We start from the raw sequence: 14,849 nt of genomic DNA on the forward strand, positions 1-14,849 counted from the left end.
TTTTTTTGTTATGCTAAAAAAAAGGGATCTTTCACGGCATGGGGGATGAATCAATATGGATGGGAAAAAGCTGTTTAGAGAGCAAATGATTACCAAGCTGAAGGGATTATCATTGGCAGACTATGAAGAGCGTTCAAGCAGGATAGCAAACGACCTTTGCCAAAACTGTATGTGGCAGGAGGCTGGGACGATTGCAATCACGGTTTCAAGGTTTCCTGAGGTGGATACTTATCAGATTATCCGGAAAGCGTGGGAGCAAGGAAAGAAAATTACTGTCCCAAAATGTTTTCCTGCAGACAGAACAATGATTTTTCGGTCGCTGGATAAGTTTGAGCAGCTTGAGCAGGTGTATTATGGTCTCTATGAACCCATAATAGAAGAGACAGAGGAAGTTACTTCCGAAAAAATCGGGCTAATGGTTGTGCCGGGACTAGCTTTTACTCCGCAAGGCTTCAGACTTGGCTTTGGAGGGGGATATTATGACCGATATCTCGAAGGTTATAGGGGGAGAACGGTATCGCTCGCTTTCTCGGAGCAGGTTGTATCAGGATTGCCGGTTGAACCGCATGACATGCCTGTAGAGTGTGTGATAACCGAAATGGGGATTGTTGGACGTGGAAATTGAACCGTTCCTCTCTGCCGTGCTTGTTGTTGTTTCAGCTGCTGCCGCTTACTATCTGTCTTTTCTTACTCTTTCAGGGGCTGTGGCAGGCCTCGCAACGGGTGGGATGGTTGCGCTTGGCTTCGGGTTTCCAGGTCTCGTCCTTATGGGGGCATTCTTTATAAGCTCAAGCGTGTTGTCGAAACTTAAGGTTAATAAGAAACGCAGGCATTTTGAGAAGAACCTTCATGAAAAAGGATCGACCAGGGATTGGAAACAGGTTGCTGCAAATGGCGGGATTGCAGCAGCAGCAGCAGGAGTTGGCGCTTTTGTTACTGGCGATGATATTTGGGCCATTATTTATATGATCTCGCTTGCAAGTGCAACAGCTGACACATGGGCATCCGAATTGGGGCCTTTAAGTAAAGGTGATCCTGTTTCTATTCGCGGATTTGCTAAAGTGCCTCCGGGAACATCTGGAGCAGTATCATTTGCAGGAACCCTTGCTTCCTTTGCTGGTTCCATGATGATTGCTTTGTTGTCATCCTTCCTGTTCCATCCTGGTATGGCTCCTGTCATCCTGGTCACTTTGGCCGGCTTTTCAGGCTCTTTAATAGATACATGGCTTGGGGCTTATATACAGGCTCTCTACAGGTGCGGAGCATGCGGCATACATACTGAAAAACGAAAGCACTGCAAGAGCAGCACACGGCTTGTGAGAGGATTCTCCTGGCTCGATAATGATGCTGTTAATTTCTTTTCAGGCTTTGGTGCTGTCCTTTTTGGAATTATTTTATTGATGGTGTTTTAAAAACCGATATTGTAGTAAAAAGTAAACTGTACAATCATAAGCGGAAACCCAAATAAGAGGAGGAGTTATTTTGAAAGGTAAAGTAAACCGTGTTGTATTAGTTGGTACAGGGTTTGTAGGATCAAGCTATGCATTTGCCATGCTGAATCAACGCGTTACAGAAGAGCTGGTATTAGTTGATTTAAATAAGGAAAAATCTGAAGGGGACGCAATGGATTTAAACCATGGTATGCCATTTGCCCCTTCTCCGACAAAAATTTGGTTTGGAAGCTACGCTGACTGCAAGGATGCGGACCTCGTTGTCCTTTGTGCAGGCGCCAACCAGAAGCCTGGTGAAACACGGCTGGATTTGGTGGAGAAAAATACAAGGATATTCAAAGGGATTGTGGAACAGGTGATGGGGAGCGGATTTGACGGTATTTTCCTCGTAGCGACCAATCCTGTGGATATCCTAACATATGCTGTCTGGAAGTTCTCGGGCCTTCCTAAGGAAAGAGTCATTGGTTCTGGAACTATTCTTGACACCGCGCGCTTACGCTTCCTCCTCGGCGACTACTTTAACGTTGACACGAGAAATGTCCATGCCTATATTATCGGGGAACATGGAGATACAGAGCTTCCTGTCTGGAGCCATGCTGATATTGGCGGAAAGCCGATTTTGGATATAATGGCGGAAAAGGATGAGTATAAAGTAGAAGATCTCCAAGGGATATTCACGAATGTACGTGATGCTGCTTACCACATCATCCAGCGTAAGGGTGCCACCTACTATGGAATTGCAATGGGACTTGTGCGCCTTACAAAAGCAATCCTTCATAACGAAAACTCTATCCTGACCGTTTCAGCCTATCTTGACGGCGAATACGGGCAAAGTGATATATACATTGGGGTGCCTGCCATCGTCAACCGGGATGGAATCCGCGAAGTCCTTGAGCTGATACTTAATGAAAGTGAACAAAAGCAGTTTGCACACTCTGTCGATGTTCTCAAGGAAATCAAAGATCCGTTTTTTAACGGCCAATAAATCTTGTATGATATTGATTGAATTCCCCCGGTAACCGTGGTTTTTATAGAGTCTTTTCCTGGGAATAAAAAGGATCCTTCTGCTTCAAACTATAAATGGAGGGATCACAATGGGCAGGAGATTGCTGACAATTACCTTTACGTTATTTGCAGGTTATTTTGCATATCAAAATCGCTTCAGGCTTATGAACAGCCTAATGAGAAGGCCGGGCCTCAGGCGGTTGGTCGTAAGTTCGTTAATGGGTGTTCCATGGGCAAGAAAAAAACTGCTGGGATCTGTTTTTGCGGGTCCTTCTGACTGGAAATAAAAATGAGGGCCGTTTCCTTAGAGTGCGGCTTGAAATGATCGAAGAAAAGAGGCAGCCCTCCTTGTAAAGGTTGCCTCTTTTTTTTGCATCTATATTACAGATAATTACCATTAGCAATTTTAATGAAAACAGGTAGCCATCGATTAATTTTGAGAAAAAATGATTTTTGTGCGCTCTATTTTGTGCGCTCTAATAGTACTCTCTTGATCAGTGTTCCCTATAACCTGTACCACCACAATATTTCAACATAGGTAAACGTTGAAAAACAGTTTATCTCCAGTTAGTCTAAATATATGTCGGGTAATGGTGATTTAGGAAGTTCGATTTTCCTGACAGCTTAAAGGCTTTTATCAGTCTTTTTCTTTTTCAAATCAATTATGGGGGATTGCAGGTCTAAACTTTCTCATCTGTTTTGGTTTAGTTTATAATATTCGTAATGCATAAAACAGCTGGTGGACTGTTTTTAAAAAAGACGCCCGAAATATTCTTGGGCGGGAAGGCAGGGGAAAATGAATTATTTAGAAGAATACCGCCTTTGGAGCACAGCCCATTTTCTGATAGCAGATGCCGGATATGAGCTTGGTGATGTGGTAGAGGATGGACAAGAGCTACTTCTTGTGAACCCCGAAAACAGAGGAGCACAGATGGTTAGACTCGTTCTCTCAGATCTAAATTGGGCAAATCAACTTAGACGTGAAATCGAGTTCATGCTCGACAACGCAAAGAAGCTAAAAAGAGAATTAGGGGCAAAGGATCTTAAAATCCTTAATGTTTACTATACGCAATATTCTCCAGTAGATGATTTTGAAGAGCTTTTAGCCCAAAGTAGGAATGGAATGGATATAGATACTATTATTGTTGACAGTGAAACAGGAATTACTGCACTGGCAAAGATTCGACAAAGGTTTGGTGCGAAACAGGAGTATGTGGAACAAGAATCATATTCCGAAGATGAAGTTCGCGCTATGATTGATTTAACCTTGTCGGAAGCCGGTAAAAAGGCCAAGAAAAACTTAGCACCAGAACAGGGAAAACCGTGGGTTTCCTATCTTTTGATCGCCATTTCTGTTTTAGTGTTTCTCGCCATGACAGCCGCGGGAGGAAGCACAGATACTCAGAACTTAATTGAATTTGGAGCTAAATTCAATCCGCTCATCCTTGATGGTGAGTGGTGGAGGTTTTTTGCCCCTATCTTTATTCACATTGGACTCCTGCATCTTTTTATGAATTCCCTTGCACTCTATTACCTCGGCCCAGTCGTGGAACAAATTTACGGTCATGCAAGGTTCTTGTTTATTTATATTTTTGCCGGGTTTGCCGGTGTGCTGGCAAGCTTTCTATACAGCCCTAACCTGTCAGCGGGGGCGAGCGGTGCAATATGGGGCTGTTTCGGAGCCTTGTTATACTTTGGTGTTAATAACAAAAGAATATTCTTTAAGACAATGGGATCGAGTATTTTGACTATCCTGGCAATTAACCTTGCTTTTAGCTTAACCGTGCCGGGGATTGATATTTCTGCCCATCTTGGCGGGCTGGCAGGAGGATTTGCGGCTTCTGCTGTTGCCCACTTCCCTGGAAACCAAAAACGGCTTCAGCAGTTCGCAGTTCTTGCCGCATTGGCACTTTCAGTATCAGGTCTGCTCTACTATGGATTCAGCCAAAACTATGCGCTCGTTGACGAAAAGAGCATGCTTATGTTCGCCCAGGAGAAAATACAAAAAGAGGAATATCGCAGTGCTGAGCAAGCATTGTCTGAATATACCGTGGATGAGGGAGAGTCGGCTGATACACTATTTCTACTTTCTTTTGCCGAAATCAGGCTAGGAAAAATTGAGGAAGCAAAAGAGCACCTCCACAGTGCTCTCGAATCCAATCCTGATTTTCATGAAGCATCCTATAATCTCGCCCTTGTATACATGGAAGAAAAGAACTACAGGAAGGCAAAGGATTATGCAGAAAAAGCAGTGGCCCTAAAGCCGGACAATAAGGATTACATGGAGATACTGAATACGATTAACGACTATCTTGAATCTCCTGCTTCAGGATGACTAGATCACCATCGGCTGGCTGGATTAGTACCAGCAGGATTTTCTTGTCTTTAGATAGAAGAATGACTGGGATTGTACTGTCAACAGGATTAATGACAGTGCCATCCCTTTTTTTAATTCCAAGAAAATAGTTTTTATAGAGGCCTTCCCACAGCCTTCCAATCGCTTTATCCGTAGCCTGTCTGCTGAATCCCGGAAATGGACTGGTCTCAAAGCGGGCTAATTCCGTCAACCGGAAAATATAATAGTCATTTTTATTTATTCCGTATGAGTCGGCTGCCTTATTGAGGGTGTTTTCGATTAGCATCTCCACACCTTTGTCAAGAATTCCTTTCCACTGCACATCTTCTTGCCGGAAGGGAACACGAAAGGCTGACACTGGGCTTATAGGGGAACTGACTGTGTAAATAAAATCGCTGGACATCATTTGTGCACTGAATATGGATTCCTCATTCTTGTGTATTTCCGAGTAGTGGAATGAAACAGCAGAGTATAAAGCGGATTCTTTTTCCTGAAGAACCTCCTCCTGAACAATTCTGTCCGTATTAGGCTCCCATTTCCCCATTTTTTCTCTAAGCCGTCCATCTTTAAAAACAAAGCTGAGATCCTGCCTTAAATAAGCATGCCGGTCAAGAACCGAGGCAGATCTTAACCTAACTGAGTATCCCCCCGGAGCAAGAGCATTTGAAGCTGTTAATGAGGTGTTGGCTGTGACGTAAGCTGCCGATCGGTCAATCGGGAAAAAAATAATTGTTTCCTTTATATCTTCTTTTTCAAAAATAAGAAAAGCGATAATAAAAATCGTGAAAATTCCACATACGGCAAACATATATCGCAATTTCATTTTTCATCCCTCGAGTCCTTATTACTGACTGATCCATACTATATCACCACTATATGCACCTAGGCCCCGGGACATGCCAGAAAGGTATGTTTATCTTCAATGATGTCAATGATGGAGGAAGTAAAAGAGGTTGATGACGGTAAAAATTGAGGTGGGTCATGAAGCAGTCTATTAAACACCCTGTAAAAGAAAAGCTCGGGGAAAATGTTGCTTTTTTGCGGGAAGCGCTAGGAGTGGGAAAAAGCTTTGACATCGTACAGGTTGATGCTGAATATGCAGGACGGGAAATGGCCATGTTTCTTGTGGATGGTTTCGTTAAAGATGATATCCTTCTTCATTTAATGAAGCTGCTGGCAAAGCTAGACAAGGAAAAACTTGAGCCTGATGCATTAAAGAAGCTTGTTAAAACTTATTTGCCTTATGTTGAAATAGAGACATCAAATGATTTGGACAAAGTGGCCGACACTGTACTCGCAGGACCGACTGCACTTGTTGTGGATGGTGTAGTAGAGGTTATACTGATTGACGCCCGGACGTACCCGGTTAGGGGACCTGAGGAGCCTGATATCGAAAGAGTTGTAAGGGGGGCGCGTGACGGCTTTGTCGAAACGATCGTATTCAATACCGCCTTGACAAGAAGGCGCGTCAGGGACCGGACGCTCAGGATGGAGTATATGCAGGTAGGGCGAAGGTCAAAGACTGACATTGTTGTATGCTATATTGAAGATATAGCCAACCCTGATATGGTTGCCAAGACAAAAGACTCTCTCTCAAAAATTGATACGGACGGACTGCCGATGGCGGAAAAAACGATTGAAGAATATATTTCGGGAAGGCATTGGAACCCATTTCCTGTTGTAAGATATACAGAGAGACCAGACACCGCAGCAGTACATTTATATGAAGGCCATGTCTGTATCATGGTTGATGGCTCTCCGAGCGTTATGATCACTCCGGCAACATTCTGGCATCATCTTCAGCATGCCGAGGAGTATCGCAACAAACCGCTTGTCGGAGCCTACCTCCGCGCGGTGCGGTTCTTAGCAGTATGGGCGTCGATTTTCGTGCTGCCATTGTGGTATTTGTTTGCGGCCAATCCGGAAACAATTCCTGGAAAACTTTCATATATTGGACCCAAGGATCCGGGGCAAATACCACTGTTTCTCCAGTTTCTGATTATTGAGGTCGGAATAGACGTCTTGAGGATGGCTGCAATTCATACTCCGACATCGCTTGCGACTGCGCTTGGACTTATTGCGGCACTGATGATCGGCCAAGTTTCCGTTGAGGTCGGTTTGCTGACAAATGAAGTCATCCTTTATTTGGCTATCGCTGCGATTGGAACATTTGCCACGCCAAGCTATGAGCTAGGTCTAGCTAACAGGCTGACAAGACTTTTGCTGCTATCTGTTACTGCACTTTTCGGCATATTTGGATATGTAGTCGGCACCATGCTCCTTATCATTGGGCTTGTACGGATGAAATCGTTCGGCATCCCTTATTTATGGCCTTTCATTCCGTTTAATTTCCGCTCATTCCGGGATGTGCTTGTACGCTCACCGATACCGCTAAAAAATAAGCGACCTGGTGTGTTAAGGCCACAGGACCCTGACAGGTAAGCTTTCCCCCTGAACACTTGAGGACATTGTCCTTATCGATTATACTTATGGCGGATATGATCGATTATTTTCGTAAAGCTGAGGGGAAGAATTTTGAATACTATTTATGATATACAGCAATTCCTGAAAAGGTTTGGAACGTTCATTTACATAGGGGATAGAGTTGCTGATCTTGAAATGATGGAAGAGGAATTAAAAGAACTTCATCAGTCACAATTAATCGAAACAAAAGAATTCCAGACAGCGCTAATGCTATTGCGCCATCAAATCAGGCTGGAGAGAGAAAAAAGACAGTAAACCAGGGGAAAGGTGAACAATATGCCGCAAAAATGGCTTGTGGGCGTGGATCTTGGCGGGACTGCAACAAAGCTTGGAATCACTGATGATAATGGGAAAATGATTCATAAGTGGGAAATTCCAACTGATGTATCAAATGAGGGAAAGAACATTACTGGACAGATTGCTTACTCGATTCAGCAAAAATTAGCGGAGACAGGACTTCAGAAACATGATGTAAAGGGAATCGGAATTGGAGCACCAGGACCGGCAGATCCTGAAACGGGTGTTATATCTGAAGCGGTGAACCTTGGCTGGAAATGTGAGTATTCCTTAAAAGAAATTTTGGAAGCTGAAACATCATTGCCTGTGTTTGTCGACAATGATGCAAACTGTGCGGCATTAGGCGAAATGTGGAAAGGCGCCGGGAGCGGTTCCAAGGACCTTGTCTGCGTCACCCTTGGTACAGGGGTCGGCGGTGGTATTATTGCAAACGGACAAATTGTCCATGGCAAAAACGGGGCGGCTGGTGAAATCGGACACATCATTTCCGTTGCTGCAGGCGGGGCATCATGCAATTGCGGAAAGACAGGGTGCCTTGAAACGATTGCTTCTGCAACAGGGATTGTCAGACTGGCATATGAGCAATTAGCTGCACAAGGGCAAACAGGTCAGCTTGCAGGAATTCACAGCAAACTAGGCCGCTTGTCAGCAAAGGATATATTTGATTCCGCCAAAAGCAATGATACTGCAGCAATCACAGTCATCGATACAGTTTCTCTCCATCTCGGCATAGCGCTAGCGAATATTGCCAATACGCTCAACCCCGAGAAAATCATTGTCGGCGGCGGTGTATCCATGGCAGGGGACATCCTCCTGGATCCCCTTAGGAAGTATTTCACAATGTACTCTTTTCCAAGGGTTGCACAGTCTTCTGAAGTTACTTTGGCTACTCTTGGAAATGACGCGGGTGTCATTGGTGCATCCTGGCTAGTGAAAAATGGATTTTAATAGCAGGGACTGGAAAGCCTCTTGTTTGGAGGCTTTTTTTATAAGGTAAGAAATTATATTATTTTCAACAAAGATAAGTGTTCACCGCCTAGCGTTATAGGACAACATCGAATCGCTACGCTCTTCGTGTTGTCCAGTTGTAGCCCCTAGGGACTCAAGTCATAAGCCAATCCGTCAAGAAGGTCAAAGAACGACCTTCCTGCCGTCTCGACTTATGCTTGTCGCTCCTGAGCAAGACGCTTCCTCATTTAATTTTCCTATATCTCGTGCCGGTGTGCTCCAGTCCATACGTCGCTAGACGGTCGCTTCCGCTTTTCTAAAAAAAAGGCCTAGCCTTGAAACTTTTTCCGGTTTGAGACGTCTATAACAGTGTGGGATATGAGATTCCCTTAAATTCCAATTTTACCAATAAGTCGTTGATCAAGGTTTGCTTTTTTGTAAAAAAAGTATTAAGATTATGATTCTCAGGAAGGAAATTTACTTAAAATTCCCATTTCTGTTATTTATAACAGGGAGGTACTTATGATGAATGCATGGAAGCGGTCCAAAGTTTCCTTTGTTGCCGCTGCAACAATCCTGCTTTGGCTCAAAACGTATATTGTCTATAAAACTAGCTTTGAAATTAAAATTGAAAATTTCAGGCAGGAATTGATCCTGCTTATTAATCCCTTGAGTTTTTTGATGTTTGTTCTGGGCATCAGCCTGTTCATGAAAGAAAAGCACCAGAAGCGCTTCATATTGGGAACAAGCTTTTTAATCTCGGCTATCCTATTTGCTAATGTTGTCTTTTACAGGTTTTTTAACGACTTTTTGACAGTCCCGGTCCTGTTCCAAACAAGCAACATGAGCGATTTGGGAAGCAGTGTGAATGAACTGGTGAATGTGACAGATCTTTTTTATTTTGCTGACTTCCTTATCCTTGCAGTTCTTATAAAGTGGAAACCGCATTTTATGGAATATCCTGTATATACAAAGATTGGCCGAAGGGCCTATTTCCTTGTCGCTGTTGCAATTGCCTTTTTTAATCTTGGCCTTGCTGAAGCGGAACGCCCGCAGTTGTTGACAAGGACATTTGACAGGGAAATGCTTGTGAAGAACATCGGGACATACAACTATCATCTATATGATGTTTTCCTGCAGTCAAAGTCCTCTGCTCAAAGGGCAATGGCAGATGGGAGCGAGCTTGCTGAAATCGATAACTATGTACGTGCCAACCATAAAGAACCAAGCAGTGATATGTTTGGCATTGCAAAAAACAAAAATATTATCCTGATTTCCATGGAATCGACACAGAGCTTTGTCATAAACAATACAGTGAATGGCGAGGAAGTCACACCGTTCCTAAATGATTTTATTAAAGAGAGCTATTACTTTGATAACTTCTACCACCAGACAGGCCAGGGGAAAACATCAGATTCCGAATTCGTTGTTGAAAATTCCCTTTATCCGTTAAGTAGGGGAGCAGTCTTTTTCACCCATTCCGGAAATAAATTCAATGCTACACCGAAGATTCTAAGTGAAAAAGGGTATTACACCGCATCCCTGCATGCTAATAACAAAAGTTTCTGGAATCGCGATATTATGTATAAAACGCTTGGCTACAAACGCTTCTATTCATTGCCGGATTATGAGGTGAATGAGGAAAACTCCGTTGGCTGGGGCATGAAGGATGTTGATTTCTTCCAGCAGTCCGTCGAACATCTGAAAGAAATGCCGAAACCTTTTTATGCGAAGTTCATTACGCTTACAAACCACTTCCCATTTGACCTTGATGAAGAAGATCGTTACATCGAGCCATACACATCAAATGACAAAACAGTGAATAATTATTTCCCTACGGTCCGCTATACTGATGAGGCCCTTAAGCTTTTCATTCAAAAGCTTAAAGATGAAGGTTTGTATGATGATTCTGTCATCATCCTGTATGGCGACCACTACGGAATATCGGAGAACCACAACCGGGCCATGTCTGAATACCTCGGAACGGAAGTAACGCCATTTGTTTCTGCACAGCTCCAGCGTGTCCCCCTTATTGTTCATATACCAGGACAAAAAGGCGGAACCATATCTACTGTATCGGGACAGATTGACCTGAAGCCTACCATTCTGCATTTGCTTGGAATTGAGACGAAAAACGATCTTGAGTTTGGAACGGACCTGTTTGCAAAAGACCGCCCAGATTTTGCCGTCCTGAGGGATGGAAGCTTTATAACGAAGAACCATGTATATACGAGGGAAACTTGCTATGACAAGATTACCGGGGAGCCGGATGAGGGGAGTGCCTGCCAGCAGTTTATGGAAAAATCAAAGAACGAGCTGGAGTATTCCGACAAGATTATATATGGCGACCTGCTTAGGTTTTACGGCCGACCAGATGGTACAGGGAAAGAAATTACCGGTAAAACCAACTAAAAGGCTTGCGCTGTGTGCGCGGGCCTTTTCTCTTCTTTTCCCTTTATGCTTAAAAGAATCACGGGAATAACTTTTTTATGGTTTTCATGAAACATTTTACTATTTGGAACGTACTTTTATATACGAGAGAAAAGGTGGTGCAAAGGTGGGCAAGAACGGAAAAGTATACATACATACTATTAGGCAGATTCTTATTTTTGCTTTCTTGCTTATTTTTGCAGCAAGTGTTACCGGATGTGAAAAAGGGGAGCCTGCTGGTTCAGGACATAGAGAAGCGGTGGAAGAAAAGATTGTGAATGACGCAAAAGAGGCATTGACGGCCAAACTGCCAATAGAGGGCTTTGAAGGAGATTTTAACAAGGCAGCTGGCTGGCTGGATGAAAGCTCTATTTTGTTTTACAGCGATAGTGGCAAAAACACAGGAATTTATAAATATAATCTCGCATCAGGGAAAAAAAGCCTGCTGTTGACAAGTGACTTTCCGGTAGTGAATGCTATTATCAGCCCATCAGGAAGATATATCCTTATCCACTCAGCGCCTTCCACCTATGAGGGAATGCTGACAGTTATAGATCAAGAAGGAAAACAGCACTATCAGGAAAAAGTCAGCTCCTACGAACTTTCCCTTGAATGGAGTCCTTATAATGAAGAAAAGGTGTTGGTGTCCACTTTTGATGAATCATGGAATTACCAAACTTCAATTCTGAATATTAAAGAGCGAAAAATCCAGACGGTAAAACTTCCACAGCCTTTTGCATGGTGGCTGAATAAGGATGAAATCCTCTATCTGGATTGGGATAAAGAAAATCCTGCCCTGACAGCTCCTCTGCTAAAGATGTCTTACTTGGGCAGCGGGCAAAAAGAAATTGCCCCTGCAGTTTATCACGTCGATACCTCAAAAAAATGGGTCCTGTCCATTTCTGATGAAAAAAGCGAACCTGGAATGGCTGCTTATCATTTATATAACAAAAAAATGAAGAAAGTTTCGGGAATCAATGTGCCCCAATTATCCACTTTTTCAGGCTGGCTTGTTCCTTCTTACGCTTTTATCGATAACGATGATACCTTCCTGTATTTCTCTCCGGTAGAAAGCGGTGAGGCTGACCTTTATAACAAGGGGTTTATTTTAAAAGAATACAGCATGAAAACAAAGAAGCAGTCCAATGTTCTTAAGGATGTTCCGAACGAGCCATTATCATGCTCGCCTTCCGGGGACTACTGCCTCTATGGGCATAATTTTGAGAAATTAATAAACCTAAGGGAAAAGACGGTAACAACGCTAATGAAGTCACAATAACAAAGGGGGCTGCTTCCAAGATGGAAGCAGCCCCTTTGTAAATTAAATTCCGCGGGATTCCAGCCATGTTGATCAAAGGAATCCAGCACCCCTTTGGGCAGCCTTATTAGTGTGCTGCCGGAAAACCGCTGTACAAAACAGTCATGACTGTAAACCAGCCAAAGACGGCCAGTGAGCCACCGCCGAATACGATGCCGAGAATATTTTTGTTTTTAAGTGCGGAGAATGTGCCAACTGCGGCAAGCAGTGTCACTATACCAAAAATAATGACCAAACCCATGAAATAGCCCCCTTCATTCTTGTGTTAACCAGGCACATTGCCTGTTATGTAAACGTTATTATACATTCCCTACTATTTTATAGTTTTTTTTTCATTTTGTCGAGATTTATCATGGAAGCTGAAGGAGGAAACTTCACTTAAATCCTTGAGGTGAATGGTGTAGAATAGAACTGTCTTGAAAAATTAAAATTAAACAGGGGTGAGTTTTATATGGAATGGAGCCAAATTCCGCTTGGACCACTACAGACAAATTGCTACATTTTGTCCAGCAGTGGCAAAGACTGTATTGTAATTGATCCTGGTGAAGAAGGTGGCCGGATCATTGAGTTTCTGGAGGACCAGGGGCTAAAACCTATTGCCATCCTGCTTACCCATGCCCATTTTGATCATATTGGAGCTGTGGATGAATTAAGGGACAGGTACGAGATCAAGGTATATGTTCATGAAAAGGAAGCGATGTGGCTTCTAAATCCAACGTTGAATGGCTCGCAATTTTTTATGATGGGACAACTTGTCAGGGTAAAGCCCGCAGATGTCATCATTGCGGAAGAAGGGGAAATGTCAATTGGATCCTTTACCTTCAAGGTGCTTGAAACTCCCGGCCATTCGCCAGGAAGTGTTTCCTTCTACTTTCCTCAGGCTAGCTTCGTAGTTGCTGGAGATGCGTTATTTGCGGGAAGCATTGGAAGAACAGATCTTCCGGGGGGAAACCATGAAGAGCTTTTGAATAGCATTCATGATAAGCTCCTTGTTCTTCCTGAAGAAACTGTTGTATTGCCTGGGCACGGTTCTGTAACAAGCATCGGGCAGGAAATGGACGCAAACCCATACTTAAACGGTTTCTGATCAGAGGAAATGGATAGGTGAAAATGAAAAACTACATGGAAGATCTTATTCAAAATAGCCCGCGGGGGGTAATCAGCTATGCCGACTATATTGGGGCTGCTCTCTACCATCCTGAATTAGGGTATTACATGCGCGATAATGTAAAGATTGGCACTCACGGGGACTTTATTACATCAAGCAATTTTTCGGATGTTTACGGAAATATCCTTGCAAAGTGGTACGCCAACAATTACCGAACATTAGGCCTGTCAGCTGCAGTCTGTGAAATGGGAGGCGGAAACGGAAGGTTTGCAAAAGCCTTTCTTGATGGCTGGAAAAAGCATTCACAGGAAAAATTAACGTACTTTTTGATTGAAGCAAGCCCTTTTCACCTCCAGCTTCAAAAAGAACAGCTTACAGGCTATGAGGAGATCAGATTTGCAGGATCACCAACAGAGCTACAGGATTTTAAGGGCTTATTTTTCTCCAATGAATTGTTTGATGCCCTTCCTGTCCATGTTGTAGAGAAACAGAGCGGAACAGTCATGGAAGTAATGGTGGGAATGGACAATGGCATGCTGACGGAGCGTTTTGTTCCGCTTGAAAACAGTGAACTGGAAAAATTTCTGGATCGTGAAGGCTATAACCTCGCTGAAGGGCAGAGGTTAGAGGTGCCTCTTGAGATGAACAAGGTACTTGAATCCATTTCCTGTTTGGTAACAAAAGGCCTTGTACTAACAGTTGACTATGGATACCGCAAAACGGAATGGATGGAGCCGGCAAGATTTCGGGGAAGCCTGAGAGGATACAGGCAACAAAGGATGGTCCACGATATTTTGCAGGACCCAGGGAAGATGGATATTACAAGCCATGTTCATTTTGATGCATTGATAAACAGCGGCGAGGAATTGGATCTTCATTTTGTGACGATGAAGCCTCAGGATAAGTTTTTAATTGAGATTGGCATACTAGATGAATTAGCTGAAAACTATAATCCAGATCCTTTCTCTGGAATTAGCAGGCGAAACCGGGCAGTAAGAAGCCTTATCATGCCTGGGGGCATCAGTTCTGCATTCCACGTGATTGTCCAGGAAAAAGGACTGGAAATCCCTGTGGGATTTTTGGACAGCAAAAAAGCGATGGGATAATCCATCGCTTTTTTGCTGGTGAAGTGATAGGTTTAATGTCCTCCAGCACCCGGCACCATCATAAAGGTTGTCCAGTAAGTAAATCCTGCAAAGAAAACTGTTAAGTATGCGCCAAAGACATAAATATACATGCGTTCGGACAACTTTAAGTAGCCAAGAAGCAAGAAAAACCCCGTCTGGCCGAAGAAAATCAAGGACGTCGTATACATGTCCCCCAAATAAAACATAACCGCAAAAATTCCTGTCCAGAAGCCTAAAACTCTGTACATCCGATCCAAAGCCATCCCTCCTTTTACCCTTTGAGTCCATCACTTAAATATTATAAAGGAAAGAGGAGGGAAATGTA

General features: G+C 43.4%; 15 protein-coding genes. 12 read left to right on the forward strand and 3 right to left on the reverse strand.

Translation table 11 applies throughout. From position 1 onward, the window contains the following. Positions 1-55 precede the first annotated feature (55 nt). From D1970_RS14685 to D1970_RS14705, 5 genes are all read left to right on the forward strand, one after another. Entirely contained in the window at positions 56-625 is a 570-nt protein-coding gene (locus tag D1970_RS14685; RefSeq protein WP_181213206.1) for a 5-formyltetrahydrofolate cyclo-ligase, read from the forward strand. Beyond that, entirely contained in the window at positions 615-1,412 is a 798-nt protein-coding gene (locus D1970_RS14690) for a DUF92 domain-containing protein (RefSeq protein WP_181213207.1), read from the forward strand. Before D1970_RS14685 ends, D1970_RS14690 begins: the two co-directional genes overlap by 11 nt. Before the next feature lie 70 nt (positions 1,413-1,482). Then, positions 1,483-2,436 (forward strand): L-lactate dehydrogenase, encoded by a 954-nt coding sequence (locus D1970_RS14695; protein ID WP_119113624.1) that lies wholly within the window; start codon positions 1,483-1,485, stop codon positions 2,434-2,436. Between the two features lie 109 nt (positions 2,437-2,545). Then, on the forward strand, positions 2,546-2,743 hold the full coding sequence (gene yqgO, locus D1970_RS14700) for a protein YqgO (protein ID WP_119113625.1): 198 nt from the start codon (positions 2,546-2,548) through the stop codon (positions 2,741-2,743). A gap of 509 nt (positions 2,744-3,252) precedes the next feature. Beyond that, positions 3,253-4,791: a rhomboid family intramembrane serine protease gene (locus D1970_RS14705; protein ID WP_119113626.1), complete on the forward strand. Its 1,539-nt coding sequence runs from the start codon at positions 3,253-3,255 to the stop codon at positions 4,789-4,791. On the opposite strand, the gene D1970_RS14710 is transcribed toward D1970_RS14705, so the two are convergent. Then, positions 4,757-5,635 (reverse strand): hypothetical protein, encoded by an 879-nt coding sequence (locus D1970_RS14710; RefSeq protein WP_119113627.1) that lies wholly within the window; start codon positions 5,633-5,635, stop codon positions 4,757-4,759. The two genes, D1970_RS14705 and D1970_RS14710, sit on opposite strands and share 35 nt — an antisense overlap. 158 nt (positions 5,636-5,793) lie before the next feature. Between D1970_RS14710 and D1970_RS14715 the strand changes: the two genes are divergently transcribed. From D1970_RS14715 to D1970_RS14735, 5 genes are all read left to right on the forward strand, one after another. Beyond that, positions 5,794-7,254: a spore germination protein gene (locus D1970_RS14715; RefSeq protein WP_119113628.1), complete on the forward strand. Its 1,461-nt coding sequence runs from the start codon at positions 5,794-5,796 to the stop codon at positions 7,252-7,254. A 93-nt stretch (positions 7,255-7,347) separates the two neighbouring features. Next, on the forward strand, positions 7,348-7,551 hold the full coding sequence (locus D1970_RS14720; RefSeq protein ID WP_119113629.1) for a YqgQ family protein: 204 nt from the start codon (positions 7,348-7,350) through the stop codon (positions 7,549-7,551). 21 nt (positions 7,552-7,572) lie between these two features. Further along, positions 7,573-8,541 carry an ROK family glucokinase gene (locus D1970_RS14725; protein WP_119113630.1) on the forward strand — a complete coding sequence of 323 codons (969 nt, stop codon included), beginning with the start codon at positions 7,573-7,575 and terminating at the stop codon, positions 8,539-8,541. A 525-nt stretch (positions 8,542-9,066) separates the two neighbouring features. After that, positions 9,067-10,953, forward strand: a complete 1,887-nt coding sequence (locus D1970_RS14730; protein WP_119113631.1) for an LTA synthase family protein — start codon at positions 9,067-9,069, stop codon at positions 10,951-10,953. Positions 10,954-11,098: 145 nt separating this feature from the next. Further along, the gene (locus D1970_RS14735; protein WP_119113632.1) at positions 11,099-12,250 is read left to right on the forward strand and encodes a TolB family protein; all 1,152 of its coding nucleotides are present in this window, start codon (positions 11,099-11,101) and stop codon (positions 12,248-12,250) included. A 106-nt stretch (positions 12,251-12,356) separates the two neighbouring features. Here the strand turns inward: D1970_RS14735 and D1970_RS14740 are convergent, their stop codons facing one another. Continuing rightward, on the reverse strand, positions 12,357-12,530 hold the full coding sequence (locus D1970_RS14740) for a DUF2759 domain-containing protein (protein ID WP_119113633.1): 174 nt from the start codon (positions 12,528-12,530) through the stop codon (positions 12,357-12,359). 210 nt (positions 12,531-12,740) lie between these two features. Here D1970_RS14740 and D1970_RS14745 point away from each other — a divergent pair, with 210 nt between their 5' ends. Beyond that, positions 12,741-13,376 (forward strand): MBL fold metallo-hydrolase, encoded by a 636-nt coding sequence (locus tag D1970_RS14745; protein ID WP_119113634.1) that lies wholly within the window; start codon positions 12,741-12,743, stop codon positions 13,374-13,376. 23 nt (positions 13,377-13,399) lie between these two features. Then, positions 13,400-14,503, forward strand: coding sequence for a class I SAM-dependent methyltransferase (locus tag D1970_RS14750; RefSeq protein WP_119113752.1), 1,104 nt, complete (start codon positions 13,400-13,402; stop codon positions 14,501-14,503). A gap of 32 nt (positions 14,504-14,535) precedes the next feature. Here D1970_RS14750 and D1970_RS14755 read toward each other — a convergent pair whose 3' ends face one another. After that, complete coding sequence (locus tag D1970_RS14755; RefSeq protein ID WP_119113635.1) at positions 14,536-14,781, reverse strand: DUF2626 domain-containing protein; 246 nt, start codon at positions 14,779-14,781, stop codon at positions 14,536-14,538. Between the last annotated feature and the right edge of the window lie 68 nt (positions 14,782-14,849).

The sequence above is a fragment of the Mesobacillus zeae genome (assembly GCF_003570705.1).
In the GTDB taxonomy this organism is placed as follows: domain Bacteria; phylum Bacillota; class Bacilli; order Bacillales; family Cytobacillaceae; genus Mesobacillus_C; species Mesobacillus_C zeae.